At 73.5% G+C, this 26,190-nt stretch carries 27 protein-coding genes; 10 read left to right on the top strand and 17 right to left on the bottom strand.

Features of this window, described 5'->3' with window-relative positions:
* Positions 1-49 precede the first annotated feature (49 nt).
* A complete protein-coding gene (locus tag BX266_RS13635; RefSeq protein ID WP_099899735.1) occupies positions 50-844 on the top strand; it encodes a hypothetical protein in 795 nt (264 codons plus the stop codon).
* 62 nt (positions 845-906) lie between these two features.
* Here the strand turns inward: BX266_RS13635 and BX266_RS13630 are convergent, their stop codons facing one another.
* The 4 genes from BX266_RS13630 to BX266_RS13615 all read right to left on the bottom strand — a co-directional run bounded on the left by BX266_RS13630 (position 907) and on the right by BX266_RS13615 (position 4,072).
* Positions 907-1,488 (bottom strand): VanZ family protein, encoded by a 582-nt coding sequence (locus tag BX266_RS13630; RefSeq protein WP_180290480.1) that lies wholly within the window; start codon positions 1,486-1,488, stop codon positions 907-909.
* Between the two features lie 64 nt (positions 1,489-1,552).
* Positions 1,553-1,855, bottom strand: coding sequence for a hypothetical protein (locus BX266_RS13625; RefSeq protein ID WP_099899731.1), 303 nt, complete (start codon positions 1,853-1,855; stop codon positions 1,553-1,555).
* Complete coding sequence (locus tag BX266_RS13620; protein WP_099899729.1) at positions 1,852-3,363, bottom strand: HAMP domain-containing sensor histidine kinase; 1,512 nt, start codon at positions 3,361-3,363, stop codon at positions 1,852-1,854. The genes BX266_RS13625 and BX266_RS13620 overlap by 4 nt, the downstream gene beginning before the upstream one ends.
* A 31-nt stretch (positions 3,364-3,394) precedes the next feature.
* On the bottom strand, positions 3,395-4,072 hold the full coding sequence (locus BX266_RS13615; protein WP_180290479.1) for a response regulator transcription factor: 678 nt from the start codon (positions 4,070-4,072) through the stop codon (positions 3,395-3,397).
* A 270-nt stretch (positions 4,073-4,342) separates the two neighbouring features.
* Here BX266_RS13615 and BX266_RS13610 point away from each other — a divergent pair, with 270 nt between their 5' ends.
* Together BX266_RS13610 and BX266_RS13605 are read left to right on the top strand one after the other, a co-directional pair.
* Positions 4,343-5,116: a SigE family RNA polymerase sigma factor gene (locus tag BX266_RS13610; RefSeq protein ID WP_099899725.1), complete on the top strand. Its 774-nt coding sequence runs from the start codon at positions 4,343-4,345 to the stop codon at positions 5,114-5,116.
* A gap of 189 nt (positions 5,117-5,305) precedes the next feature.
* On the top strand, positions 5,306-5,782 hold the full coding sequence (locus BX266_RS13605; protein WP_099899724.1) for a DUF6328 family protein: 477 nt from the start codon (positions 5,306-5,308) through the stop codon (positions 5,780-5,782).
* Between the two features lie 25 nt (positions 5,783-5,807).
* On the opposite strand, the gene BX266_RS13600 is transcribed toward BX266_RS13605, so the two are convergent.
* The 4 genes from BX266_RS13600 to deoC all read right to left on the bottom strand — a co-directional run bounded on the left by BX266_RS13600 (position 5,808) and on the right by deoC (position 10,022).
* Positions 5,808-6,443 carry an ATP-binding protein gene (locus BX266_RS13600; RefSeq protein WP_099899722.1) on the bottom strand — a complete coding sequence of 212 codons (636 nt, stop codon included), beginning with the start codon at positions 6,441-6,443 and terminating at the stop codon, positions 5,808-5,810.
* A gap of 192 nt (positions 6,444-6,635) precedes the next feature.
* Positions 6,636-7,538, bottom strand: a complete 903-nt coding sequence (locus BX266_RS13595; RefSeq protein WP_099899721.1) for an aldehyde dehydrogenase family protein — start codon at positions 7,536-7,538, stop codon at positions 6,636-6,638.
* A complete protein-coding gene (locus tag BX266_RS13590; RefSeq protein ID WP_259464691.1) occupies positions 7,531-9,030 on the bottom strand; it encodes an aldehyde dehydrogenase family protein in 1,500 nt (499 codons plus the stop codon). Before BX266_RS13590 ends, BX266_RS13595 begins: the two co-directional genes overlap by 8 nt.
* Before the next feature lie 5 nt (positions 9,031-9,035).
* A complete protein-coding gene (gene deoC / locus BX266_RS13585) occupies positions 9,036-10,022 on the bottom strand; it encodes a deoxyribose-phosphate aldolase (protein ID WP_180290811.1) in 987 nt (328 codons plus the stop codon).
* A gap of 118 nt (positions 10,023-10,140) precedes the next feature.
* Here deoC and BX266_RS13580 point away from each other — a divergent pair, with 118 nt between their 5' ends.
* Positions 10,141-10,743, top strand: coding sequence for a TetR family transcriptional regulator (locus BX266_RS13580; protein WP_180290478.1), 603 nt, complete (start codon positions 10,141-10,143; stop codon positions 10,741-10,743).
* A gap of 7 nt (positions 10,744-10,750) precedes the next feature.
* Here BX266_RS13580 and metG read toward each other — a convergent pair whose 3' ends face one another.
* From metG to BX266_RS13560, 4 genes are all read right to left on the bottom strand, one after another.
* Positions 10,751-12,460: a methionine--tRNA ligase gene (gene metG, locus BX266_RS13575; RefSeq protein WP_099899718.1), complete on the bottom strand. Its 1,710-nt coding sequence runs from the start codon at positions 12,458-12,460 to the stop codon at positions 10,751-10,753.
* Between the two features lie 176 nt (positions 12,461-12,636).
* On the bottom strand, positions 12,637-13,821 hold the full coding sequence (locus BX266_RS13570) for a hypothetical protein (protein WP_259464690.1): 1,185 nt from the start codon (positions 13,819-13,821) through the stop codon (positions 12,637-12,639).
* A gap of 23 nt (positions 13,822-13,844) precedes the next feature.
* Positions 13,845-14,210, bottom strand: a complete 366-nt coding sequence (locus BX266_RS13565) for a hypothetical protein (RefSeq protein WP_099899717.1) — start codon at positions 14,208-14,210, stop codon at positions 13,845-13,847.
* The gene (locus BX266_RS13560; protein ID WP_099899715.1) at positions 14,197-14,703 is read right to left on the bottom strand and encodes a SigE family RNA polymerase sigma factor; all 507 of its coding nucleotides are present in this window, start codon (positions 14,701-14,703) and stop codon (positions 14,197-14,199) included. Before BX266_RS13560 ends, BX266_RS13565 begins: the two co-directional genes overlap by 14 nt.
* A gap of 138 nt (positions 14,704-14,841) precedes the next feature.
* Between BX266_RS13560 and BX266_RS13555 the strand changes: the two genes are divergently transcribed.
* The 3 genes from BX266_RS13555 to BX266_RS13545 all read left to right on the top strand — a co-directional run bounded on the left by BX266_RS13555 (position 14,842) and on the right by BX266_RS13545 (position 17,089).
* Entirely contained in the window at positions 14,842-15,591 is a 750-nt protein-coding gene (locus BX266_RS13555; protein WP_099899714.1) for an ABC transporter ATP-binding protein, read from the top strand.
* Positions 15,588-16,328 (top strand): ABC transporter permease, encoded by a 741-nt coding sequence (locus BX266_RS13550; protein WP_099899712.1) that lies wholly within the window; start codon positions 15,588-15,590, stop codon positions 16,326-16,328. Before BX266_RS13555 ends, BX266_RS13550 begins: the two co-directional genes overlap by 4 nt.
* 89 nt (positions 16,329-16,417) lie before the next feature.
* Positions 16,418-17,089, top strand: a complete 672-nt coding sequence (locus tag BX266_RS13545) for a PH domain-containing protein (RefSeq protein ID WP_099899711.1) — start codon at positions 16,418-16,420, stop codon at positions 17,087-17,089.
* Between the two features lie 45 nt (positions 17,090-17,134).
* Here the strand turns inward: BX266_RS13545 and BX266_RS13540 are convergent, their stop codons facing one another.
* Both BX266_RS13540 and BX266_RS13535 read right to left on the bottom strand, forming a co-directional pair.
* On the bottom strand, positions 17,135-18,415 hold the full coding sequence (locus tag BX266_RS13540; protein WP_099899710.1) for a VanZ family protein: 1,281 nt from the start codon (positions 18,413-18,415) through the stop codon (positions 17,135-17,137).
* A gap of 522 nt (positions 18,416-18,937) precedes the next feature.
* Positions 18,938-19,921 carry a zinc-binding dehydrogenase gene (locus tag BX266_RS13535; protein WP_099899708.1) on the bottom strand — a complete coding sequence of 328 codons (984 nt, stop codon included), beginning with the start codon at positions 19,919-19,921 and terminating at the stop codon, positions 18,938-18,940.
* A gap of 101 nt (positions 19,922-20,022) precedes the next feature.
* Here BX266_RS13535 and BX266_RS13530 point away from each other — a divergent pair, with 101 nt between their 5' ends.
* On the top strand, positions 20,023-20,355 hold the full coding sequence (locus BX266_RS13530) for a helix-turn-helix transcriptional regulator (RefSeq protein ID WP_099899706.1): 333 nt from the start codon (positions 20,023-20,025) through the stop codon (positions 20,353-20,355).
* Positions 20,356-20,402: 47 nt separating this feature from the next.
* Here the strand turns inward: BX266_RS13530 and BX266_RS13525 are convergent, their stop codons facing one another.
* The 3 genes from BX266_RS13525 to BX266_RS13515 form a co-directional block, all read right to left on the bottom strand.
* Entirely contained in the window at positions 20,403-22,100 is a 1,698-nt protein-coding gene (locus BX266_RS13525; protein WP_099899704.1) for a phospho-sugar mutase, read from the bottom strand.
* Positions 22,101-22,444: 344 nt separating this feature from the next.
* The gene (locus tag BX266_RS13520) at positions 22,445-23,269 is read right to left on the bottom strand and encodes a purine-nucleoside phosphorylase (RefSeq protein WP_099899702.1); all 825 of its coding nucleotides are present in this window, start codon (positions 23,267-23,269) and stop codon (positions 22,445-22,447) included.
* Between the two features lie 135 nt (positions 23,270-23,404).
* A complete protein-coding gene (locus BX266_RS13515) occupies positions 23,405-23,842 on the bottom strand; it encodes a gamma-glutamylcyclotransferase (RefSeq protein WP_099899700.1) in 438 nt (145 codons plus the stop codon).
* A gap of 145 nt (positions 23,843-23,987) precedes the next feature.
* Between BX266_RS13515 and BX266_RS13510 the strand changes: the two genes are divergently transcribed.
* Complete coding sequence (locus BX266_RS13510; RefSeq protein ID WP_143686922.1) at positions 23,988-24,548, top strand: hypothetical protein; 561 nt, start codon at positions 23,988-23,990, stop codon at positions 24,546-24,548.
* Between the two features lie 54 nt (positions 24,549-24,602).
* Positions 24,603-26,057 carry an NAD(P)H-quinone dehydrogenase gene (locus BX266_RS13505; RefSeq protein WP_099899696.1) on the top strand — a complete coding sequence of 485 codons (1,455 nt, stop codon included), beginning with the start codon at positions 24,603-24,605 and terminating at the stop codon, positions 26,055-26,057.
* The last annotated feature ends 133 nt before the right edge of the window (positions 26,058-26,190 follow it).

Below are 26,190 nucleotides of genomic sequence, written 5' to 3'. Positions count from 1 at the left end.
CACTGCCAGACTCGCGCATCCGAACGTCGTACAACCTGGGAATGATCTGATGCGCGCGAACCGTCTGATGGCCGTGGCCATGCTGTCCGTCCTCGGAGTGTCGGGGCTGACGGCCTGTGGGTCGGACGGGAGCAAGAGCAAGGACGCCGCCGCGCCCTCCGCCGCTGCGTCCGCCTCCGCCTCCGCCTCGCCGGCGGCCTCCAAGTCCGCGGCCGGCGGCGGGCTCGAGGCCCTGCCGGTGGCCGACATCCTGAAGAAGTCGCAGGCCGCGGGCGCCAAGCTGTCCGCCGTCAAGGTGACCTTCAAGCTCGACAGCGACGGCGAGCAGATGAGCGGCACGGTCGCCACCGACGGCACCGGCAACTGCACCGGCTCGGTGGCCATCGGAGGCAAGGGCAAGGCCGACGTCGTCCGGACCGGCGGCAAGGTCTGGATCAAGCCGGACACCCAGTTCGTCAACGCCGTCGCCCCCGGCGCGGGCGGCGTGATCTCCGGCAAGTGGCTGAGCCTGGGCGCGGGCCAGGGCGCGGAGTTCACCGAGTTCTGCGACCTGGGCCTGAACGTGCAGAAGAACGTCGGCCTCGACGACAACGGCAAGCCGGAGCCCGGCGGCACCAAGGGCGCCGTCAAGCAGGTCGGCGGCGTCAGCGCGGTCACCATCAAGATGACCGACCCGGACGGCACCGCCACCGAGGCCGCCATCGCCAACGAGGGCGAGCCCTACCTGCTGTCGCTGGACGCCGGCGCCCAGGGCGGCATGCAGTTCAGCGACTTCGGCAAGCCGGTCAAGGCCGTCCAGCCGGCCGCCGCCGAGGTCATCGACGGCAGCAAGTACCTCGGCTGATCCGACGGATCCTCAAAATCGGGGGCCGGGACGCGTTTCGCGCCCCGGCCCCCGACTGTTGATCAGGTCTTCACCGGCTGACCCGACCCGCCGCGGCGCAGGTGCGGACCGGACGGGCGCGGGGCGGGGGCCGGCGGCACGGGCCGGGCGGGGCGTTCGCGCAGCGCGAGGGCGCGCAGCGGGGGGACCAGCAGGAGGTGGGCGACGGCCGCGCCGAGGGTGGCGAGGAGGATGTCGTCGACGTCCAGGACATGGCCCGGGGCCCATCCCTCCAGGAATTCGAGGGCGGTGGCGAGCAGCGCGGCGGCGCCGGTGGTGCGGAGGAAGGAGAGCAGACGGCCGCGGTGCGGGGAACCGACCGCCAGCGGCAGGAGCACTCCGACGGGGGCCAACGGAAGGACGCCGGAGGCGAGTCGGCGGGCGCCGGCGAGGCCGCCGAGGGTGAGCGCCTGGTGCACCGAGGCGAACGGGGTGAGGTTGGGCGGGCTGGTCCACGCGACCGGGACGGGGCGCAGGCTCAACCAGCCGAGGACCAGCAGGTGGAGCGCCAGCAGCACCCGGGCCGCCGTCCGGAGCCGGTACGGCGCCGCCGGCTCGGCGGCCGGTTCCCCGGTCGCGTGGTCGGTTCGCGCGGTGGTGTGCACACCCCGGGGGACGCGCCCGGCGCGCGCGGCGGTTCCCGGCGAACGGGTGACCCGGCGCACCGGCTCAGGGGCAGTGACTGGGCGACGCCGCGCCGAACACCTGCGAGCCGGTCGGCGAGACCTGCGGCGTCGGGGTGGCCGGGACGGTCGCGGCGGGCGCCGGCCGGGCGGTCGGCCCGGGCACCACGGACGGCGCCGCGGTGTCCGGGGCCAGCGGCACCAGGACCTCGTTCGGGCAGGCGGTGCGGCTGGCCGGGGCGCCCGCGTCCACCGGGACCTCGGTGGGGCGGATCCCGCAGCCGGTGAGCAGGGTGGCGGCGAGGACGCCGCAGGCCAGCAGCAGCGGGCGGGTCCGGCGGGCGGTCATCGGGCCTCCTCCGGGCCGGGGGCCGGCGGTTGGGTGAGCGGCAGGGTCAGGGTGAAGACGGCGCCGACGCCGTCGGGGTTGTTCGCGGCGGTGATGTCGCCGCCGTGGATCCGGGCGTTGGCCTCCGCGATGGACAGGCCCAGGCCGCTGCCCTCGGAGCGGGCCCGGCCCTTGTCGGCCTTGTAGAAGCGGTCGAAGACGTGCGGCAGGACGTCCTCGGGGATGCCGGGGCCGCCGTCGGAGACCGAGATCACCACGGTGCCGGCCGCGTCGTCCTGACGGACCTTCACCCTGACCGGGGAGCCGCCGTGCTTGAGCGCGTTGCCGATCAGGTTGGCGAACACCACGTCCAGGCGGCGCGGGTCGACCACGGCGAGGATGCCGCGCGGCGCGTCCAGTTCGACCGCGTCGTACCAGGCCCGGCCGTCGATGCAGGACATGATCAGGTCGGCCATGTCGACCTCGTCGGCGATCAGCTTGGCGGTGCCCGCGTCGAAGCGGGTCACCTCCATCAGGTTCTCCACCAGGTCGGACAGCCGCCGGGTCTCGGAGACCACGATCCGCACCGCCGGCTCGATCATCGGGTCGAGGGCGTCCGCCTCGTCCTCCAGGATGTCGGTGACGGCGGTCATCGCGGTCAGCGGCGTCCGCAGCTCGTGCGACATGTCGGCGACGAACCGGCGGGACTGCGCCTCGCGCGCGCTGAGCTCCGCGACCTGGTCGGACAGCGATTCCGCGGTGCGGTTGAAGGTCCGGGCCAGCTCGGCGAGTTCGTCGTTGCCCTCGACGTCGAGCCGGGTGTCCAGCTCGCCCTCGCCGAGCCGCCGGGCGGCGTCGCCGAGCCGGCGCACCGGCCGCAGCACGGTCGCCGAGGCGGCCTGCGCGAGCAGCGCCGAGCCGACCAGGGCGAGCAGGGTGGCGATCGCCAGCGACCAGCCGAGGGTGTTCAGGTCGGCCCGCTCGTTCTGCAGCGACTTGAACATGTAGACGGTCGGCCCGCCCGGCACCACCTTCGTCCCGCCGATCACGTACGGCCCGGCCAGGTTCACCCGCTGCCAGTACAGGTGGTACGGGTACGGGTTGCCCGGACCGGTCTCGCGCGGCTTGTTCACCGCGGTGACCAGCGCCGCGGGCACCTGCTTGGCGGTGAACGCGATCGGGTCGGAGGAGGCGACGCAGGTCGGCAGCGACGCGTCGACCACCACCACGTCGTACGCCAGGCCGGAGCTCGCCACCTGCGCGGCCAGTGCCCCCAGGTCCTGGCAGGACGGGTGCAGCGGCAGTTGGGAGACGTTCCTGGTGACCGACACCCGGAAGTCGTTCAGCGCGGTGTCCTGGGCGCGCTTGAGCACCGCGTCGCGGTTCAGCCAGTAGGCGATCCCGGACGCGGACACCGCGGTGACCAGCGCGACCGCGGCGAACACCGCGATCAGCCGGACCCGCAGCGAGCTGAGCCGCCGCCAGGACGCCGAACGGGCACGGCGCGGCGCGGACTGAAGATCCGTCAAAAAAGACTCACCGGAGAGAAGGGAAGGGGCGTCAGGCGGGCGGGTCGAGCCGGTAGCCGACCCCGCGGACGGTGCGGATCAGGGTCGGCGCCGACGGCACGTCCTCGACCTTCGCCCGCAGCCGCTGCACACAGGCGTCCACCAGCCGGGAGTCGCCCAGGTAGTCGTGCTCCCACACCAGCCGCAGCAACTGCTGGCGGGACAGCGCCTGACCCGGCCGGCGGCTCAGCTCCAGCAGCAGCCGCAGCTCGGTCGGGGTGAGCTGAAGGTCCTGGCCGTCCTTGGTGACGGTCATCGCCGAACGGTCGATCACCAGGCCGCCGTAGGCCGCCGAGTCCGAGCTCTCCCGCTCGCCGCGGCGCAGCACCGCGCGGATCCGGGCGTCCAGCACCCGGGGCTGCACCGGCTTGACCACGTAGTCGTCGGCGCCGGACTCCAGGCCCACCACCACGTCGATGTCGTCGGAGCGCGCGGTCAGCAGGATGATCGGCAGCTGGTCGGTCCGCCGGATCCGCCGGCACACCTCGAAACCGTCGATCCCGGGCAGCATCACGTCCAGCACGATCAGATCCGGACGCTGCTCCTTGAACAGGCGCAGACCGTCCTCGCCGGACGCCGCGGCGGCGACCCGGTGACCCTGGCGGGTGAGGGCGAGTTCGAGGCCGGTGCGGATGGCATCGTCGTCCTCGATCAGAAGCAGGAAAGGCACGGGGGTCATTGTGTCCCACGCGGCCCCAGGAAGCACCCACCCGGGTGACCCTCGCCCACCCGGGAACCGGATGCCGCCGCTCCGGCGTCAGCCCCGGCGGGGCCGCGGAATGTCTCCGCCCGGCCGCCCCTGTGACAGCCCTGTGACAGTCGACAGACACCGCCATGACGAGCGGACGGCAGAGTTTTCCTTGTCGCCGAGGAAACGCCGGGTCACCACCGGGCGCCACGGCGAGCAGAGAACCGCTCGTAACGACCATGGGGGTGCCCGATGACCGCAACGCTGACGACCCGAAACGCCGGGCCGCGTGCCGCTGTCCTGGGCGCCAGCCGGATCTGTCACGAGGGGCCCCGCCGCCCGGTCGTGGGGACCAGGAGCGGGGACAGCGCCCACAACCGGTTGGGGAACCAGGTTGCGGGACGGACGGTACTGCGGATCGCACCGCAGACGTTCCAGGGGGAGCAGGCCGACCAGGGAGGCGCGCAGGGGGAGCACCCGGCCGCCGCGGCGGACGAGGCACGCGACATCGCCGAGTTCACCGCGTACGTGCGCGAGCGCCGCGCCTCCCTGTACGCCACCGCCTACCACCTCACCGGCGACCGCTACGAGGCCGAGGACCTGCTGCAGAGCGCGCTGTTCTCCACCTACCGGGCCTGGGGCCGGATCACCGACAAGGCCGCGGTCGGCGGCTACCTCCGCCGCACCATGACCAACCTGCACATCTCCGCCTGGCGCCGCCGCAAGGTCAACGAGTACCCGACCGAGGAGCTCCCCGAGCACGCCGGCGACACCGACGCCATGGGCGGCACCGAACTGCGCGCCGTGCTCTGGCAGGCGCTCGCCAAGCTCCCCGAGAACCAGCGCACCATGCTCGTGCTGCGCTACTACGAGGGCCGCACCGACCCGGAGATCGCCGACATCCTCGGCATCAGCGTCGGCACCGTGAAGAGCTCCATCTGGCGCGCGCTGCGCCGGATGCGCGAGGACGAGAACCTCAACCGCTCCGGCGACACCGTGCACGCCTTCGGCGAGCTGGTCGCCTGACGCGGCAACAGACTCCCGTCGGGGGACGGGTGGTGGGGGAGGACACGGGACACGGCAGCCGGCTCGGGGGAGCGGCGGCCGGGGGGCGTCCCGTGCTCCGAACGGAAGGCGGGCCCCGGTGCGGGGGGAACCAGGCACCGGTGGCCCGCCTTCGTCGTGTCGCGCCGCACCGGCCGTGACAATGACCCGATGGACGACCCCGCTGCGGAGAACCCGCAGGCCCGCGCCGACCGGCGGCTGATCGAGATGCTCCAGGAACTGCGGGTGCTGCAGACCGGCGTGCAGATCGTCTTCGCCTTCCTGCTCGGCGTCGCCTTCACCCCGCGGTTCGCCGCGCTCGACGACTTCGAACAGGACCTTTACGTCGTGGTGCTGCTGCTCGCGGTGGTCGCCGCCGCCGTGCTCGCCACGCCCGTCGCCCTGCACCGCGGCCTGTTCCACCACCCCGACCGGGCCCGGATCGTCAAGGTCTCCGCCCGGATCGCCCAGATCGGCCTGGTCCTGCTCGCCGCGGCGCTGACCGGCGCGGTGCTGCTGGTCCTCACCGTGGTGCTGGGCGCCGCGGTCGCGGTTCCGATCACCGCGGTGATCGCCCTGATCTTCACCGGCCTGTGGTTCGTGCTGCCGTGGGCGGTCCGCCGCCGCCTGCCCGCCGCCCCGGAGTGACGGGGCGCCGGCCGCCGCCCCCGCTTCAGACCAGTTCGGCCGGCAGCTGCCGGGCCACCGCGGCGATCCGCCGGCCGGCCTCCACGCCCGAGCAGGCGTACGAGCCCAGCTCGACCTGCCGGGCCACGATGCCGCGCTCCGCGCGCATCAGCCGCAGGCCCCGGCGGACCAGGTACGGCACCGACTTGCGACCCTCCCGGACGTCCCGCCGAAAGCGCCGCCAGGCCGTGGTGGAGGGCTTGTTGCGCAGGCACAGCGCGTCGCCGAGCAGGCCCTCGGCCGCGCAGCGGCGCACCAGTTCGGCGGCGAATATCCCCTCCGCGACGAACGCCGGGGCGCCGTCCAGCGCCAGGGTGTGACTGCCCGTCCGCCCGTTCGCCGGGATCGAGTACACCGGCGCCTCGGCCCGCCCCTCGAACACCAGCGCCCGGATCGCGGCCAGCGCCTGCTCCCCGTGCCAGGAGTCGGGCGAGTCCCAGTCGGTGCCCCCGCCGTCCGGGAGCTGCGGCAGCGACGGGTCGTCGCCGTCCTTGTAGAAGTCGTCGAGCTGCAGCACCGGCAGGCCGCTGCGCTCGGCCAGCACCGACTTCCCCGACCCCGAGGGGCCCGACAGCAGGATGACGCGGGATATCGGGCGGCGGTTCAGCGGGGTGTCACTCACGAGAAACCAGTCTGCGGCATGGAACGGGCAGGTCGTAACCCGCCGGTCGTCCCCTTCACGGTGCGTGCGGGCATGAGGACGGGCCCGCACCAGGGGGGGAGAAGTGCGGGCCCGTCGCGACCGTCCGGCCCCCGGGGGGATAGGGGCGTGGTGGACGGCCGGTCTGTGTGGAGTTGGCCGGTCGGGCGGGGCTCAGATGCCCATCGGGTGCCAGACCGTCTTCGTCTCCAGGAAGGAGAGCAGCCGCCCGGTGCCGGGCGCGGCCGTCCAGTCCTCGGCGGACGGGGCGGCGGCCGGTCGGACCACTCGCTTCAATGTATCCGCCGCCGCGGCCTCCAGGGCGGCCGCCGCGCCGGGCCCGTCCGGGTCGATCGCGCCCGCCAGGTCGAGGGCGTTGACGTCCTGGTGCGAGGCCAGCGTGGGGGCGATGTCCGCGGTGCGGCCGGAGAGCAGGTTGACCACGCCGCCGGGCACGTCGGAGGTGGCCAGCACCTCGCCGAGGGAGAGCGCGGGCAGCGGGGCCTGCTCGGCGGCGGCGACCACCACGGTGTTGCCGGTGGCGATCGCCGGGGCGATCACCGAGACCAGGCCGAGCAGCGAGTAGCCGTACCCGGCGCGCGGGGCGAGCACGCCCACCACGCCGGTCGGCTCCGGGGTGGAGAGGTTGAAGAACGGCCCGGCCACCGGGTTGGCGCCGCCCGCGATCTGGGCGACCTTGTCGGTCCAGCCCGCGTACCAGACCCAGCGGTCGATCGCCGCGTCCACCAGCGCCGCTGCCTTCTTGGCGCCGACGCCCTCGGACGCGGTCACCTCGGCGGTGAACTGCTCGCGCCGGCCCTGCAGCATCTCGGCCACCCGGTACAGCACCTGGCCGCGGTTGTACGCGGTGGTGCCCGACCAGCCCTTCACGGCCGCGCGGGCCGCCAGCACGGCGTCCCGGGTGTCCTTGCGGGTGCCCAGCGGGGCGTTCGCCAGCCACTGGCCCTTCGTGTCGGTCACCTCGTACACCCGCCCGCTCTCCGAGCGGGGGAACTTCCCGCCGACGTACAGCTTGTAGGTCTTGAAGACGTCCAGTCGGACGGTGGGCTCAGACATCGAGGTACGCCTCCAGGCCGTGGCGACCGCCCTCGCGGCCGTAACCGGACTCCTTGTACCCGCCGAACGGCGAGGTCGGGTCGAACTTGTTGAAGGTGTTCGCCCACACCACGCCCGCCCGGAGCCGGTTCGCGGTCCAGAGGATGCGCGAGCCCTTCTCCGTCCAGATGCCCGCGGACAGCCCGTACGGGGTGTTGTTGGCCTTCTCCACCGCCTCGGCGGGGGTGCGGAAAGTCAGCACCGACAGCACCGGGCCGAAGATCTCCTCGCGGGCGATCCGGTGCGCCTGCGAGACGCCGGTGAACAGCGTCGGGCGGAACCAGTAGCCCGCGCCCGGCAGTTCGCACTCGGGCGCCCAGCGCTCGGCGCCCTCCTGCTCGCCGGCGGAGGTCAGCTCGGTGATCCGGGCCAGCTGCTCGGCCGAGTTGATCGCGCCGATGTCGGTGTTCTTGTCCAGCGGGTCGCCGACCCGCAGGGTGCCCATCCGGCGCTTGAGCGCGTCCAGCAGCTCGTCCTGGACCGACTCCTGCACCAGCAGGCGGGAGCCCGCGCAGCAGACGTGGCCCTGGTTGAGGAAGATGCCGTTGACGATGCCCTCGACCGCCTGGTCCAGCGGCGCGTCGTCGAACACGATGTTCGCGGCCTTGCCGCCGAGCTCCAGCGACAGCTTCTTGCGGGTGCCGGCCAGCTGCTTGGCGATCGCCCGGCCGACCGGGGTGGAGCCGGTGAAGGCGACCTTGTCGACGCCCGGGTGCGCGGTCAGCGCGGCGCCGGTGCGGCCGTCGCCGGTGACGATGTTCACCACGCCCTTCGGCAGACCGGCCTGGCGGCAGATCTCGGCGAAGCGCAGCGCGGTCAGCGGGGTGGTCTCGGCGGGCTTCAGCACCACGGTGTTGCCGGTGGCCAGCGCCGGGGCGACCTTCCACGCCAGCATCAGCAGCGGGAAGTTCCACGGGATCACCTGGGCGGCGACGCCGAGCGGACGCGGGTTCGCGCCGTAGCCGGCGAAGTCGAGCTTGTCGGCCCAGCCCGCGTAGTAGAAGAAGTGCGCGGCGACCAGCGGCAGGTCGACGTCGCGGGTCTCGCGGATCGGCTTGCCGTTGTCGATCGACTCCAGCACGGCCAGCTCGCGCGAGCGCTCCTGGATGATCCGGGCGATCCGGAACAGGAACTTGGCGCGCTCGCTGCCCGGCAGCGCCGACCAGTCCGCGAACGCCTTCCGGGCGGCCTGCACGGCCCGGTCCACGTCCTGCTCGGTGCCCTGCGCGAACTCCGCCAGCACCTGCTCGGTCGCCGGGTTGACGGTCTTCAGCGCCTCGGAGCCCAGCGAGTCGACGAATTCGCCGCCGATGAAGTGGCCGTAGCTGGTGGCGATCTCACCGGCGGCGGCCGGGGACTCCGGCGCGGGGGCGTACTCGAACAGGCCGGAGCGCCGCACGGGCTGCTCGGCCGCGGTCGTGGGCTCGGTCTCGGTCTTCTTGGTCTTCGCCATCGTCCTCAGTCCACCGTCACGTAGTCGGGACCGGAGTACCGGCCGGTGCTCAGCTTCTGACGCTGCATCAGCAGGTCGTTCAGCAGGCTGGACGCGCCGAACCGGAACCAGTGCGGGCTCAGCCAGTCGTCGCCCAGCGTCTCGTTCACCATCACCAGGTACTTCATCGCGTCCTTGGTGGTGCGGATGCCGCCGGCCGGCTTCACGCCGACCTGGGTGCCGGTCGCCGCACGGAAGTCCCGCACCGCCTCCAGCATCAGCAGCGTCACCGGCGGGGTGGCGTTGACCGCGACCTTGCCGGTGGAGGTCTTGATGAAGTCGGCGCCCGCGATCATCGCCAGCCAGGAGGCCCGGCGGACGTTGTCGTAGGTCTGCAGCTCACCGGTCTCGAAGATCACCTTCAGGTGGGCGGAGCTCCCGTCGGGGCGCTCGCACGCCTCCTTGACGGCGCGGATCTCCTCGAAGACCTCCAGGTACCGGCCGGAGAGGAACGCGCCCCGGTCGATCACCATGTCGATCTCGTCGGCGCCCGCGGCGACCGCCTCGGCGGTGTCGGCCAGCTTCACCGGCATCCCGGCCCGGCCGGACGGGAAGGCGGTGGCGACGGAGGCGACCTGGATGCCGCTGCTGCCCAGCGCCTGCTTGGCGGTGGCGACCATGTCCGGGTAGACGCAGATCGCCGCGACCTGGGGGGCGGTGCGGTCGCCCGGGTCCGGGCTGAGGCCCTTGGCGCACAGCGAGCGGACCTTGCCGACCGTGTCCGCGCCCTCCAGCGTGGTCAGGTCGATCATCGAGATGGCGAGGTCGATGGCGAAGGCCTTCGCGGTGGTCTTGATCGACCGGGTACCGAGAGTCGCGGCCCGCGACTCCAGACCGACCTGATCGACCCCGGGCAGGCCGTGCAGGAAACGGCGCAAGGTGGCCTCGGACGCCGCGACGTCCGAGAGGCCGCCGCCCGCAGCGCCGGGGGCGTTGGCTGCAAGAGTGGACATAGTCACCAGACCAGCATATCTACGCGCGTAGGCAATTGGTAGGCGGGGGAGGAATCTGCCCGCGGCACCGGCCGGCACTCACCCGCGCGGACCTCCGCCGATGCCGGAGAATGGCGGGATGAGCGGAACCGGGACGGGCGGGACGAAGGCGCGCGGGCGGCGGCCCGGCGGCGAGGACACCAAGGGGGCGGTGCTGGCGGCGGCGCGCGCGGAGTTCGCGGCGCGCGGCTACCAGAAGGCCAGCATGCGGGCGATCGCCCGGGGCGCGGGCGTGGACGCGGCGCTGCTGCACCACTACTTCGGCACCAAGGACCGGCTGTTCATGGCCTCGCTGGAATTCCCGTTCGACCCGAAGGCCGTGGTGGAGCAGGTCTTCGCGGGCGACCCGGCGACCGTCGGCGAGCGGGTGGCCGGCTTCGTGCTCGGGCTGTGGGAGCAGCCGGCGGTGCGGGAGCGGCTGCTGGCGCTGGTGCGGACGGCGGCGGCCAGCGAGGAGGTCGCGGGGCTGATGCGCGACTTCATGGTGGTCGAGCTGGTCGGCCGGGTGGCGGAGCAACTGGAGCTGCCGGACCCGGAGCTGCGGGTGGAACTGGTCATGTCGCAGATCGTCGGGCTGGCGATGGCCCGCTACGTGATCGCGGTGGAGCCGCTCGCCTCGGCACCCCCGGAGGTGCTGGCCCCGTTGCTGGGGCGCACCGTCCAGGGGTACCTGGCGGGCTGACGGGCGGTCAGGCCGCGCCGCCGCCGAAGCGCTCGGTCCAGGTGGCCAGGTCCTCGTCGGTGATCTTGGCGAACAGGACCGGCGGCACGGTGAACGCGGTGCCGGCCGGGACCAGCGACAGTGCCCGGGCCTCGTCCGCGGACACCCAGGTGCGGGTGTCGCCGTCCAGGGCGAAGGACGCGCGGACGGTGCGGGCCGCGGTCGGGATGAACGGCTCGGAGACCACCGAGTAGAGGTGGATCAGGTTGATCGCGGTGCGCAGGGTGCGGGCCGCGGCCTCCGGGTCGGTCTTGATCTGCGTCCAGGGCGCGGTCACGTCGAGGTACGCGTTGCCCGCCGACCAGAGCGCGCGCAGCGCCTGCGCGGCCTTGCGGAAGTTCAGCGCGTCCAGCTGGGCCTCGTACTCGGCCAGCAGCTCGGCGATCTGCCCGCCGAGCGCCAGCTCCGCCTCGCCCGCCTCGGCGCCGGCCGGGACCTCGTCGCCGAAGCGCTTGCGGCTGAACGAGAGCACCCGGTTGACGAAGTTGCCGAGGGTGTCGGCGAGGTCCTTGTTCACGGTGGCCGCGAACAGGTCCCAGGTGAAGCTGGAGTCGTCGGACTCGGGGGCGTGCGCCATCAGGAAGTAGCGCCAGTAGTCGGCGGGCAGCAGCTCCAGCGCGACGTCGGTGAAGATGCCGAGCTTCTGGCTGGTGGAGAACTTGCCGCCGTAGTACGTCAGCCAGTTGAAGGCCTTGACGTAGTCGACCTTCTTCCACGGCTGGCGGGAGCCGAGGATGGTGGCGGGGAACATCACCGTGTGGAACGGGACGTTGTCCTTGGCCATGAACTCGGTGTAGCGGACGGTGTCGTCGGCCTCGTACCACCAGGAGCGCCAGTCGCCGCCGGTCGCGTCGGCCCACTCCTTGGTGGCGCCGATGTACTCGATCGGGGCGTCGAACCAGACGTAGAACACCTTGCCCTCGGCGGCCAGTTCGGGCCACACGTCGGCCGGGACCGGGACGCCCCACTCCAGGTCGCGGGTGATCGCGCGGTCCTGCAGGCCCTCGGTCAGCCACTTGCGGGCGATCGAGGAGGCCAGCACCGGCCAGTCGTCGCCGTGCTCGGCGATCCAGGCCTCGACCTCGTCGGTCAGCTTGGACTGCAGCAGGAACAGGTGCTTGGTCTCCCGCACCTCCAGCTCCGAGCTGCCGCTGATCGCGGAGCGCGGCTCCACCAGGTCGGTCGGGTCGAGGACCCGGGTGCAGTTCTCGCACTGGTCGCCGCGGGCCTTGTCGTAGCCGCAGTGCGGGCAGGTGCCGACGATGTACCGGTCCGGCAGGAAGCGGCCGTCGGCGATCGAGTAGACCTGGCGGATCGCCCGCTCCTCGATGAAGCCGTTGGCGTGCAGCTCGCGGGCGATCTCCTGGGTGATCTCCCGGTTCTGCGGGGAGGAGGAGCGGCCGAAGTAGTCGAAGGACAGCTGGAAGCCGTCGTAGATCGCCTTCTGCTGGTCGTGCGCCCGGGCGCAGAACTCGGCGACCGGCAGCCCGGCCTCCTGGGCGGCCAGCTCGGCGGGGGTGCCGTGCTCGTCGGTGGCGCAGATGTACAGCACCTCGTGGCCGCGCTGGCGCAGGTACCGCGAGTAGACGTCCGCCGGGAGCATCGACCCGACCATGTTGCCCAGGTGCTTGATCCCGTTGATGTAGGGAAGCGCGCTGGTGATCAACTGCCGAGTCATCCTGGGATGCTCCCATGCTCTCCGGCGGGCACACCGTGGTGCCCGCGGGCGGGTGTCGAGGGGCCGGTCCGCGGTGGTCCAGCGGTCGTCCGGCCGCCGCAATCGTACCGAACCGGCCCGAGGGGCCCGTACCGCTTATCGGCGGGCTGTCAAGCCCGCGGACCGGACCGGGGCCGTCAGATCGCGTAGGGCCAGGTGGTGAGCAGGTAGGCGCCGTACCAGCAGCCGAACAGGCCCGCGGCGGACAGCACCAGGACGCGGGTGGTGCGGCCGGCCCGGGACAGCGCGCGGGCGACCGGGAGCAGCACCACCACGGCGGGGGCCAGCAGGCGGGGCTTGGAGTGGAAGTAGTTGCTCTGACCGAGGGTCAGCACCACCACCAGCGCGCCGTACACCAGCAGCGGCGGCCAGCAGGTCCGGGCCAGGGCGAGGGCCAGCAGGTGGGCGAGCAGCAGCACGGCGATGCTGACGGGGACCCAGCCCTCGCCGGTGCGCAGGGTGGTCGCCAGGAACTCGCCCAGCGAGCGGCCCCAGTCCCAGCGGGTGCCCCAGCCGGCCCGCTGGATCGCGAACCAGGCGTCCGGCGTGCCGAGTCGGACGGCCACCCAGCCCAGGTAGAGCGGGGTGCCGGTGCAGGCCAGCGCGACGGCGACCGGCGGAGCGGCCGACCAGCGGCGCTGCCGGCGCAGCTCGCCCAGCGCGGCGACGGCGAGCGCCGCCACCACCGCGACGCCCGCGGGGCGGGTCAGCCCGGCCAGGAAGGCGCACAGTCCGGCCGCGGCCCAGGCGCGACGGTGCGCGGCCAGCAGGGCGCCGGCGGCCAGGGCCAGCAGCAGGGACTCGCTGTAGGCCATGAAGAACACCACCGACATCGGCTGCGCGGCGGCCAGCAGCACCACGACGGCGGTGGCGGTGCGCCGGTCGTGCAGCCGGGTGATCAGCTGATGGACCAGCAGCAGCGCCGTGAAGGCGGCCAGTTGGGCGGTGAGGAGCGCCGCGGCGGGCAGGCCGAGGCCGGTGGCGGCGTGCACCGCGCGGACCAGTAGCGGGTAGAGCGGGAAGAACGCCAGGTCGTTGCCGGTCAGTGCGCCGTCGCGGCCGTGGCTGAACGCGTCCGGGTAGCCGGCGGCGGCGATCTCCACGAAGTGCCGCCCGTCCCAGGCGGTCAGCCGGTCGGCGAGCGACGTCCCGGGCCGGGCCATCACGCGCAGCAGCAGCAGGTGCAGGGCCAGCGCCCCCGCGTACACGGCGAGCGCCGGGCGGGCTGCGCGCCAGCGCCGGAGGACCGGTGGCCGGGCGGCGGGGGGCGGGGCGGCGGTCGGGGCGGGGTGCTGCGGGGCGTCCAGGGCGGTGGGCGGCATCGGAACTCCTGCTCGGTGCGGGCTCAGGGCGCGGCGGGGCTGTAGCTGGGCCCGGCGGGCGGCGAGGAGACGGTGGCCGAGGCGGTGGGCTGCCGGGCGGCCGTGGGGGCGGGGGTGACCGACGGGGTCGGGCGGGCGGTCGGGGCGGGTGCGGGGACGGGCGGCGCGGCCGGGCCGAGCGGCACGGGCCCGGACCTGCCGGGGTCGAGCGCGGCGCCCACGCCGATCGCCAGGCAGGCGGCGGCCAGCACGGCGCCGCCGACCCGGGCCCGGCGGCGCCGGCGGCCGCGGGCGGCGATCCGCTGCGGCGGCGCGGCGCGGGTGCGGGCCGCGGCCGTGTCCGCCGCCGCGCGCAGGGCGTCGGCGATCCGCGCGTCAGTGGAGGTCATCGGAGTGCTCCCGGAGCTCGGTGGGGTGGTCCAGTTGCCGGGCGAGGGCCGCCCTGGCCCGGGACAGGTGGGCCTTGACGGTGCCGGGCGCCAGGCCGGTCTCGGCGGCGATCCGGTCCACCGGCAGGTCGCAGACGTAGAACAGCGCGGCGCACAGGCGCTGGCGCTCCGTCAGCTGCCGCAGCGCGCGGGCCAGGTCGACGGACGCCGGGTCCGGCCCGTCGACCTCGGGGGTCTCGCCGTGCCGCCGCCAGGCGCGGGCGGCGGTCCTGGCCCGCCGCCACCGGCTGATCGCCAGGCGGCCGGCGACGGTGCGCACCCAGGCCTCGGGGGCGAGCTCCCGGTCCAGGCCGCGGCGGTGGCCCCAGGCCCGGACGAACGCCTCCTGCACCACGTCCTGGGCCTCGTGCAGATCACCGGTCACCACGTACAGCTGGCCGGTGAGCCGGCGGACCGAGTGGCGGTAGAACTCGGTGAACTCCTCCTCGGTCAACGGTCGGCTCCTTGCAAGTTCGGCTGCTTGCAGGGGCTACGAGCGGCGGGGCCGGTCCGGTTGACCTCCGTGACGCAGCTCATACCGGACGGCGTCCCGGGTCTTGACGGGACGGGCCCCGCGCGCAAAACTCATCACATGATGAATTCTGCGGCGGGGTCGGCCGACGGCCCCGCGATCCGGATCGAACGGCTCGTCGTCCACCGCGGCGGACACCCCGTGCTCCCCGGACTCGACCTCGAAGTCCCCCGCGGCAGCGTCACCGGACTGCTCGGCCCCAGCGGCTGCGGCAAGACCACCCTGCTGCGCAGCATCGTCGGCGTGCAGCGCACCACCGGCGGCGCCGTCACCGTGCTCGGCCGCCCCGCCGGCAGCGCCGCCCTGCGCGACAAGGTCGGCTACGTCACCCAGGCCCCGTCCGTCTACGGCGACCTGACGGTCGCCGAGAACCTCGACTACTTCGCCGCCGTCCTCGGCGCCCCGCCCGGCGACCGGGACCGGGTGATCGGCCAGGTCGGCCTGGACGCCCACCGCCGCAGCTCCGTCGCCCGGCTCTCCGGCGGCCAGCGCGCCCGCGTCTCGCTCGCCGCCGCCCTGCTCGGCCACCCCGAACTGCTCGTCCTCGACGAACCCACCGTCGGCCTCGACCCCGTGCTGCGCCAGGAGCTCTGGCAGCTGTTCCGGGAACTCGCCGACCACGGCGCCACCCTGCTGGTCTCCAGCCACGTCATGGACGAGGCCACCCGCTGCGACCGCCTGCTGCTGATGCGCGACGGCCGCCTGCTCGCCCACGACACCCCCGCCGCGCTGCTCGCCGCCACCGGCGCCGCCGACGTCGAAGCCGCCTTCCTCAGCCTCGTGCAGACCGCACCGGAGACCGTCCGATGACCGCCACCCGCCGCACCCTCGCCACCGCCGGACGCGTCCTCGCCCAACTGCGCCACGACCCGCGCACCGTCGCCATGCTGCTGCTGGTGCCCTGCCTGCTGCTGGTGCTGCTCCGCTACATGTACGACCAGCAGCCCGCCACCTTCGACCGGATCGGCCCCGAACTGCTCGGCGTCTTCCCGCTGCTGGTGATGTTCCTGGTCACCTCGGTCGCGATGCTCCGCGAACGCACCAGCGGCACCCTGGAACGCCTGCTCACCATGCCGCTCGGCAAGCTCGACCTGCTGCTCGGCTACGCGCTCGCCTTCGGCGCCGTCGCCCTGCTGCAGGCCGCGCTCGCCTCCGCGCTCACCATCGGCGTGCTCGGCCTCGACGTCGCCGGACCCACCTGGGCGCTGTTCGCGGTCGCCGTCGCCGACGGGCTGCTCGGCATGGCGCTCGGCCTGCTGGTCTCCGCGTTCGCCGCCACCGAGTTCCAGGCCGTCCAGTTCCTGCCCGCCGTGCTGCTGCCCCAACTGCTGCTCTGCGGGCTGTTCGTGCCCCGCGACGACATGGCCACCGTGCTCCGCTGGATCTCCGACGTGCTGCCGCTCTCCTACGCCGTCGACGCGATGAGCCGGATCACCGCCGACAGCGGACTCGGCGGCCGGGTGATCGCCGACCTCGCCGTGGTCGCCGGGTGCGCGCTGCTCGCCCTCGCCCTCGGCGCGGCCACCCTGCGCCGCCGCACCGCCTGACACCCCAGGTCACGGGACCGGTCATTCGTGACCGTCCCGTGCCCGAGTCGCCATTGGGGGCGGCGGCGGCCTGGGGCAGAATCGACGGCATGACCGAATCCGACCGGACACCCGACCCGGGGTCCGCCGCCGAGGAGCCCCAGTACGCCGACCGCGTCTACCGCTCCGTCCCCGGCCTCATCGCGGGCGTCATGCTGCTCGCAATCGCCGGCTGGCTGATCGTCGACGCAGTGCTCAGCGGCACCGGCGCCACCCCCTGGGTGGCCCTCGCCGCCGCACCCGTCTTCGCCTTCCCGGTCGCCGCGTACACCCTGCGGCCCGCCGTCATGGCCAACGACCGGCGGCTGATCGTCCGCAACCCGCTGCGCACCATCGTCGCCCCGTGGTCGACCGTGGAGGGACTCAAGGCCGGGTACTCGGTCGAACTCTTCGCCGGCGGACGCAAGTTCCAGGTCTGGGCGGTGCCGGTCTCGCTCCGCCAGCGCAAGCGCGCCACCCGCCGGGCCAGCCGCGCCGCGGCCGACGGCGACCCCGGCCTCCCGAGCACCCGCCGCCCCGCCGCCCGCGCGCACCGCCAGGACGACCTCGACCCCACCCGTGCCTGGTCCGACGCCGTGGTCGCGTCGCTGGCCGAGCAGGCCGAGCGCAACGCCCACAAGCCCGCCGCCACCGGCGAGCTCCGCGTCAGCTGGTCCTGGTGGATCATCGTCCCGACCGCCGTCGGCCTGGTCGCCCTCCTCACCGTGATCGCCGCCACCTGACCGCACCGGCCTACCCACAGACGTCGACGGTCTCCACCTCGACGGTCAGCCCTGGTGGGCCACGGCCTGCCCGGTCAGGGCATCGATGAACTCGACCGTCCCCGAGCTCCGGTCCTCGCCCGGCTTCACCAGGTTCACCGCCCAGCACGGCCGCCACTCGCCGTTGATCTGCTTCGCGAGGAGGAACGTGGTGTCCGTCCTGGAACCCGGAAGGGTCGAGACAGCGCGTTGCTTCGCTGCCTCGGCGGTGACGGTCGGGTGCGGCAGCTGGGGGTCGGCGTCCCACCGGGCGGAGGACGCCATGATTCGGCCGGACGTGGAGACGCTGATGTCCAGCCGCATCGGCATCAGGACGTTGTCGCCGTTGTACCGGCGGTAGGTGACCAGGTAGGCGCCTTCGGCGCCGGCGGAGGCGAGGGTGGGGTTGGCGGCCGACGTCAGATCGGAGAACCAGGCGGCCGCGAAGTCGGCGCCGGCTTCGAGGACCTGATCCTCGGTCAGGGGTCCGGCGTCGACCCGAGTGTCGGCCGAGGCGCTGACCAGAAGGCGCCCGCTCGGCCACTCGGTCTCGAACCCGCCGCGATCGGTGACGGTCTTGAGCACCGGCCGGGGCGACACCTTGGGATCGGGCACCACACCGAACGACTCGATCCTCGTCCCCGGCCCGAACAACCGCGCAGCGATCCGCTCCGCCGTCTCTTGCTGATCGCGCGTGGGGTTCGCAACGAACCCGGCGGCGTCACGGTGAAGCGGCACGAGCAACCAGATGACGGCGGTGACAGCCGCAAGACCGGTGCCGGCCGTGCTCAGGGAGTGCAGGACGTCCCGCCGCCCCGACAACGGCTCGGAACGGCGGAGCCACAGCCAGACGACCGCAGCGACGGTACCGACGAGCGCACCGACGACGTTGTCGACAAGATCCGCCGCGTCACAGGAACGCCCGGTCCCCAACAGGGTCTGGCAGACCTCGGTCGCTGCAGAAAGCACCCCGCACGAGGCGAGAACGGTCAGCGGCCGCCGGAGTACCAGCACGCCGAAGAAGGCGACCGGGATGTACATCGCGAGGTTCATCAGCCCCTGCTGAGTCATGGCGGTGTCCCACACTCCGGAGCCGATCGAACACGTCGGCTCGCCCCACGACCCGCTGATGGTCGGCGTCAGCGTCGCCGCGGTCTCGCCGGCCAGCGACAGGCCCAAGAGCACCGCCGTGAAGGGCTTCCGCTGCTTGCGCCTGGCAAGCCGTAAGGCCACGAGCCCGAAGATCAGACCCAGCACGGCAAAGGCGGGGAACAGGGCAGGAGCGGCGGAGAGGGACGCTTCGATCATCGGTCTTCCGGGATGGGATCGGACAAGGGCACGGGACGGGCTCGGGCCCAGCCCGCGCCCGCCCCGAGTGATCAACGTGTCAGGCTCAGCACGGGTGGTCCGGCGGGGTCAGGAACTCGCCGGACCACCTGTGCTGACACTGCCCTCGTGGTAGGCGAGGCGTAGATCTGCCACTGACTCCGGCCGTACGCGAAGCCGTTCTCGGCCCCAGAAGGTCGGCCTGCCGCTGCTCAGATTCGGGACGGGGGCGGACTTGCCGGCCTTCTCGGCCAGCCCACAGATCGGACCGAGCGAGCCTGTGTGGCGGGGCTCGGACCGATGGAGAGCTTTCCGTATACCGCCGATCCGGACAAGCGGGATCGTTGGCGATCTTCATCCCGGTTTCGCCTGGAATCCCACGCCACTTCACTACCGAGCGTGAGTGATCATCGCCTTGAGTGGCACCGTTCCAGCGGGTTCCGTGAAGGTCCGACTCCGGACGGTGATGTCACGTTTCCATAACGACGCCTTCCCGGGCGCTGGTCAGCCCTGCAGGGCGACCACGTACTTGCCCTCCGCGTGGCCGGTGGCCAGCAGGTCGTGGGCGGCCGGGACGGCGGTGAGGTCGGGGAGGACGGTCACCGGGGCGTCGAGGGCGCCGGTGGCGAGCAGGTCGAGGGTGCGGCGGATCGCGTCGGCGACCTTGCCGGGCGCGCCGGCCAGGAGGGCGCTGTGGCTGAACCCGGTGAGGGTGGCGTTGGCGCCCAGCAGTCGGCCGAACGGCGGGAGGTCGGCGGGGCGTTCGCCGGCCGCGTTGCCGAACAGGACGATCCGGCCGCCGGGTGCGAGCAGGTCGAGGTCCAGTTCCAGGCTGTCGGTGCCGAGCGGGTCGAGCACCAGGTCGATCCGTCCGCCGCTCGCCTCGCGCAGCCGGTCGGCGAGGTCGGCGTCGCGGGCGAACACCGCGTCGTAGCCGGTGCGTTCGGCGGCCGCGGCCTTCGCGGGGCGGCCGACGGTGCCGAGCAGTCGGCCGCCGCCGAGCAGTGGGAGCAGGCGGGCGACGGCGCCGCCGATGCCGCCGCTCGCGGAGTGCACGAGCACCGTGTCGCCGGGGGTGAAGCGCCCGGCGTCGGTGAGCAGCAGCAGTGCGGTGGCGAGTCCGAGCGGGGCGGCGGCCGCGGCTTCCAGCGGCACCCCGTCCGGGACGGGGACGGTGAGGTCGGCGTCGGCGAGGGCGACCTCGGCGAGTCCGCCGGCGTGGGTGGCGGCCACCACCGGGGTGCCGATGGCGAGGTGGGTGACGCCCGGGCCGAGGGCGAGGACGGTGCCGGCCACCTCCTTGCCGGGGTGGTGCGGCCAGGCGGCGGTGTAGCCGCCGTCGCCGCGGCGGGCCATCACGTCGACGAAGTTGAGTCCGGCGTAGGCGACCCGGATCGCGACCTGGCCGGGGCCGGGCTGCGGCGGTTCGACCTCCCGGACGTGGCTGTGCTCGGCGCCGCCGGCTTCGGTCATCACGAGTGCGCGCATGGTGGTCCCCCTGGAGCGCCTGCAGATACGATGTTCTACGAACGTCGAAATTAGTACCACGCAGCTTCGACAACTGTCGAACATCGCAGGAGGAGTGCCCCGTGCCCCGTGCCAGCCGCCGCCGCGAGGCGCCCCACTACCCCGAGGCCGCCGACATCGACCTGCTGGACGTCCTGCACGCCCTCTCCGACCCCACCCGGATGACCATCGTGGAGACCCTCAGCGCCGAACCCGAACGCGCCTGCGGCACCTTCCCCGTGGACGTCGCCCCCTCCACCCTCAGCCACCACTTCAAGGTCCTCCGCGAAGCCGGCCTGATCCGCCACCGCGAAGAGGCCAACCGCCGCCTCACCACCCTCCGGGCCACCGACCTGGAGGACCGCTTCCCCGGCCTGCTCGCCACCGTGGTGACGGCCTACCGGAGCACCAAGTAGGGCCCGGGCATCGACGGCCCGGGCCCTGCAGGGGTGGTGACGGAGGGTCAGGCCAGGCCGGCCGCGACCGCGAAGTCCTGCTTGAGGAGGGCCAGCAGGGCGCGGGCCCGGTCGTGGGCGGCGGGGAGGTCGGCGGCGGAGGCGACCGGGAGGACGACCTCCAGGTAGCACTTGAGCTTGGGCTCGGTGCCGGAGGGGCGGACCACGACGCGGGCGGAGCCGACGGCGGGGCCGGAGAGGAAGTAGCGCAGGCCGTCGGTGGGGGGCAGGTCGGGGGTGCCCGCGGTGAGGTCGTCGGCGCGGGCGACGGTGAGGCCGGCCAGCTCGACGGGGGGCTTGTCGCGCAGGGCGGCCATTGCGTCGGCGATGACCGAGAGGTCGTCGACCCGGACCGAGAGCTGGTCGGTGGCGTGCAGGCCGTGCGCGAGGGCGAGTTCGTCCAGCAGGTCGGTGAGGGTGCGGCCGTCGCGCTTGAGGCGGGCGGCGAGTTCGGCGATCTCCAGCGCGGCGGTGATGCCGTCCTTGTCGCGGACGCCGTCCGGGTCGACGCAGTAGCCGAGGGCTTCCTCGTAGCCGTAGCGGATGTCCTCGGTGCGGGAGATCCACTTGAAGCCGGTGAGGGTCTCCGCGTAGCCCAGCCCGGCCGCGGCGGCGATCTTGCCGAGCAGGGTGGAGGAGACGATGGTGGTGGCGAAGACGCCGCGGGCGCCCTTGGCCGCGAGCGCCGCGCCCAGCAGCGCGCCGACCTCGTCGCCGCGCAGCATCCGCCAGTCGCCGTCGGCAGTGGGGACGGCGACGGCGCACCGGTCGGCGTCCGGGTCGTTGGCGATCACCAGGTCGGGGCGGGCGGCGCGGGCGGCGGCGAACGCGAGGTCCATCGCGCCGGGCTCCTCCGGGTTGGGGAACGCCACGGTCGGGAAGTCCGGGTCGGGCTCGGCCTGTTCGGCGACCACGGTGGGCGCGGGGAACCCGGCCCGGTCGAAGGCGGCGAGCAGCACGTCGCGGCCGACGCCGTGCAGCGGGGTGTAGACGGTGGCGAGCTCGCGCGGCCCGTCGGCGTCCAGCACGGACACCGCCCGGCCGAGGTAGGCGTCCAGGACGTCCTCGCCGAGCAGCTCCCAGCCGGACCCGGCGCGCGGGATGTCGGCGAGCGCGCCGAGCGCGTCGATCTCGGCGGCGATGTCGGCGTCCGCGGGCGGGACGATCTGCGAGCCGTCGCCGAGGTACACCTTGTAGCCGTTGTCCTGCGGCGGGTTGTGACTGGCCGTCACCACCACGCCGGCCGCCGCGCCCAGGTGCCGGATCGCGTACGCCAGCACGGGGGTGGGCAGCGGGCGGGGGAGCAGCGCGGCGCGCAGACCGGCGCCGACCACCACGGCGGCGGTGTCGAGCGCGAAGTCGTACGACTTGTGGCGGGCGTCGTAGCCGATCACCACCAGGTCGCCGAGCGCCGGGTTCTTCCGGACGTACGCGGCGAGGCCGGCGGCCGCGCGGATCACCACGGCGCGGTTCATCCGCATCGGGCCGGTGCCCAGCTCGCCGCGCAGCCCGGCGGTGCCGAACTGCAGCCGCCCGGAGAACCGGTCGGCCAGGTCCGACCAGGCGATCCGCTCCTCCGCCTCCGCGTCCGGACCCTCGGCGGCGGCCAGCAGCGCGGTCAGCTCGTCGCGGGTCTGCGGGTCGGGGTCCTCCGCCAGCCAGGCCCGGGCCCGGTCGAGGAGGTCGTTGGTGGGTGCCTTCGGCATGCGGCCCGCTCCCTGTGCGTGTGAGGACGTGAGGTGTGAGGACGAGACGTTTCGGTGCGCGGCGGCGAGCGCGTCGACCGGGGCGGACGAGGACGGCAGGCGCGCGGGGAACCGCGCGCGGCGGGAGGCGGCGCACCACCGGCCGCCACGCGGTCCGCGACCTGCTCGCGACGACGCGACCCGCCCGGCGGGGCCTGGCTGGTCGCGCCGTCCCCCGCGCCCCTGCGTGGCGGCCTTCGCGCGCGAGTCGCCCCGCGCGCCGGCTCCGCCCGTCCCGCCGCCCATGACCTGATTATTCGTCAGAGCGCGGCGGGACAGGCGGGAGTCCGGCTCCCGCCGGGGTGTCAGATCCGTTCCAGGACCTTCGCCAGCAGGGCGCCCATCCGCTCGGCGGAGGCCTTGCCGGCCTCCAGCACCTCGGCGTGGTTGAGCGGCTCGCCGGTGATGCCCGCGGCCAGGTTGGTGACCAGCGAGATGCCCAGCACCTCGGCGCCGGCCTCGCGGGCGGCGATGGCCTCCAGGGTGGTGGACATGCCGACCAGCTCGCCGCCGATCACCCGGGCCATGTTGACCTCGGCCGGGGTCTCGTAGTGCGGGCCGCGGAACTGCACGTAGACGGCCTCGTCGAGGGACGGGTCGACCTCGCGGCACAGGGTGCGCAGGCGCTTGGAGTACAGGTCGGTGAGGTCGACGAAGTTGGCGCCGACGATCGGGGAGTCCGCGGTCAGGTTGATGTGGTCGCTGATCAGCACGGGCTGGCCGGGGACCCAGCCCTCGCGCAGACCGCCGCAGCCGTTGGTGAGCACGATGGTCCGGCAGCCGGCCGCGGCGGCGGTGCGCACGCCGTGCACCACGGTGGCCACGCCGTGGCCCTCGTAGTAGTGGTTGCGGCCGAGGAAGACCAGGGCGCGGCGCTCGCCGGACATCCGCACCGAGCGGATCTTGCCGGCGTGGCCGGCCACCGCGGGGGCGGGGAAGCCGGGCAGGTCGGTGACCGGGAACTCGGCCAGCGTCTCGCCGAGCGCGTCGGCGGCCGGCACCCAGCCGGAGCCCATCACCAGGGCGACGTCGTGGCGCTCGGCGCCGGTGAGTTCGCGCAGCCGGTCGGCGGCGGCCCGGGCAGCGGCGTAGGGGTCGGCGGAGACGGCCGTCTGAGGAGATGCGTTCACACGGTCGAGGATAGGTCAAATCTGCCTACGCGCGTAGACAGCACGCCCGGGACGTGCCGGATCGTTACCCGGATTGCGCGGAAAGACAGCATTCGTCCCCCGTCCGGCCCTGCCGATCGGCGGAACGCACGAGGGTCAGCAGGGTCGGCGGCGCAGGTCCAGCACGTAGTCGTCGGGCGCGCCGGCGCTCTCCGCGGCGTCCGCGATCAGCCCGAGGTAGCGGGCCGCGGGCAGTCCGCCCTCGTAGTCGTTGAGCACGTACGTCCAGACCGCGACCTCGCCGTCCAGGGTCTGCGCGCGCAGCCTGACCTTGCGGTAGATGCCGAGCTGCACGCCCTCCCAGCGGTCCAGGCCCTCCTCGTCCATCGGCGCGACGTCGTAGAGCGAGACGAAGACCTGCTCCTTCTCGTCCTCCACCACGGTGGCCAGCGAGCCCTCCCAGCCCAGGTGTTCGCCGCCGAAGGTGAGCCGCCAGCCGGGCAGCCAGCCGGTGCCGCGCAGCGGGGAGTGCGGGGCGCGGCGGCTCATCTGCCGGGCGTCGAGGTTGGTGGCGTAGGCGGCGTAGAGCGACATGGGCGTCAGCCTACGGGAGCGGGACGGGCGCGGGGCCGTCCACCGGGCTGCGCCCCTCGGCCGGGCCTACCGTGGAGAGAGGTCCCACCCCGCGCGCGAGGGCGCCGGAACGGGGGCGGGGTGCGCGCCGGACGGGAGTGTCCTGATGCGTCAACCACGGGCAGCGGCAAGCGTGTCGGCCGCGGCGGCGGTGCTGCTGCTGGCGGCCGCCGTCGGGTGCGGTTCGAACGCCGGGTCGAACGGCAGCGGCACCGGCCCGCCGGGGGCGGTCACCGTCACGGCGACGCCCACCCCGACGGTCACCGTCACACCGACCCCCACCCCGACCGTCACCGTGACGCCGCAGACGGTCACCGCCACGCCGAACCCGACCGTCACGGTCACCACCGCGAAGGGCGGCAACCCGACGCTCACCAACGCCACCGCCGTGGTCACCCAGTACTACGAGGACATCACCAACCACGACTACGCGGCGGCCTGGGCGCTGGGCGGCAAGTACATCGGCGGCAGCGACTACAACGGCTGGGTGAAGGGGTACGCCACCACGGCGCGGATCTACCTCGGCACGAGCAGCGAGTTCGGCTCCGGCCAGGTCCGGGCGGTGATCTACGCGGTGCAGACCGACGGCAGCACGAAGACCTACGAGGGCACCTACACGGTGTCCAACGGCCTGCTGGTCGGGGCGTCGATCCGACAGACCGGTTAGCAACGGGCGAACAACAACGGCCCCGGCGTGGAATCGGTTCCGCCATGCGGGACAATGGAGCACGTGACTCGGATCGTGATCATCGGTGGCGGACCTGGCGGATACGAGGCGGCCCTCGTGGCCGCCCAGCTCGGCGCGGAGGTGACCGTCGTCGACCGCGACGGTCTGGGCGGATCGGCGGTGCTGACGGACTGCGTGCCGTCCAAGACCCTGATCGCCACCGCCGAGGTGATGACTACCTTCGACAGCTCCTACGAGGAGCTCGGCATCCTGGTCGCCGACGGCACGCCGGACCCGGCCGACCCGGCCCGGGTGGTCGGGGTGGACCTCGGCAAGGTCAACCGGCGGGTGAAGCGGCTGGCGATCGCCCAGTCCCACGACATCACGCAGGCGGTCACCCGGGCCGGCGTCACCGTGCTGCGCGGCCGCGGCCGGCTCGGCCCGGGCGGCCAGGCGATCGACGGCTCCCGCGAGGTGCTGGTCGACGGCGTCGACGGCGGTGTCGAGTCGCTGCGCGCCGACGCGGTGCTGATCGCCACCGGCGTCCGCCCGCGCGAGCTGCCGGACGCCCAGCCGGACGGCGAGCGGATCCTGGCCTGGACGCAGGTGTACGACCTGGAGGAGCTGCCGCGCGAGCTGATCGTGGTCGGCTCCGGCGTCACCGGCGCCGAGTTCGCCGGCGCGTACCAGGCGCTCGGCTCCGACGTCACGCTGGTCTCCTCCCGGGACCGGGTGCTGCCGGGCGAGGACCCGGACGCCGCCGAGGTGCTGGAGGACGTCTTCCGCCGCCGCGGCATGAACGTAATGAGCCGCTCCCGCGCGGAGAGCGCCAAGCGGGTCGGGGACCGGGTCGAGGTGGCCCTGGCGGACGGCAAGGTGATCAGCGGCACGCACTGCCTGATGGCGGTCGGCTCGCTCCCCAACACCGAGGGCCTGGGCCTGGAGGAGGCCGGCGTCGCGGTCAACGACTGGGGCCAGATCAAGGTCGACCGGGTCTCCCGCACCACCGCCCCCGGCGTGTACGCGGCCGGCGACTGCACCGGCGTCTTCATGCTCGCCTCGGTGGCGGCCATGCAGGGCCGGATCGCGATGTACCACGCGCTCGGCGACGCGGTGCAGCCGCTGAACCTGAAGACCGTGGCGTCCAACGTGTTCACCGACCCGGAGATCGCCACCGTCGGCTACACCCACGCCGACGTCTCCTGCGGGAAGATGGACGCGGTCGAGGTCAAGCTCCCGCTGCGCGGCAACCCGCGCGCCAAGATGCAGGGCATCCGGGACGGCTTCGTCAAACTCTTCGCCCGCCCCGGCACCGGCATCGTGGTCGGCGGCGTGGTGGTCGCCCCGCGGGCCTCCGAGCTGATCCACTCGATCTCGCTGGCCGTGGACAACAGCCTGACGGTCGAACAGGTGGCCAGTGCGTTCACGGTCTACCCGTCGCTCTCCGGCTCCACCGCAGAGGCGGCCCGCCAGCTGCACATCCGCAAGCGCGAGGACACCGCCTCCTGACGGAGCGTCGGTTCCGGAGTCGTGAGCCGGGCGCACGCCGCCCGGCTCACCCGGGCGGCGGAGCGCGCATTGTACGGTCGTGCGCCGTTCCGACGTGAGCAAATCCAGTTACCAGGTGCAAACGCCTGAAAGC

It is taken from the genome of Streptomyces sp. TLI_171 (assembly GCF_003610255.1).
GTDB lineage: Bacteria > Actinomycetota > Actinomycetes > Streptomycetales > Streptomycetaceae > Kitasatospora.
The sequence above is the reverse complement of the archived record's forward strand: the minus strand, read 5'-3'. Positions and strand labels throughout refer to the sequence as shown.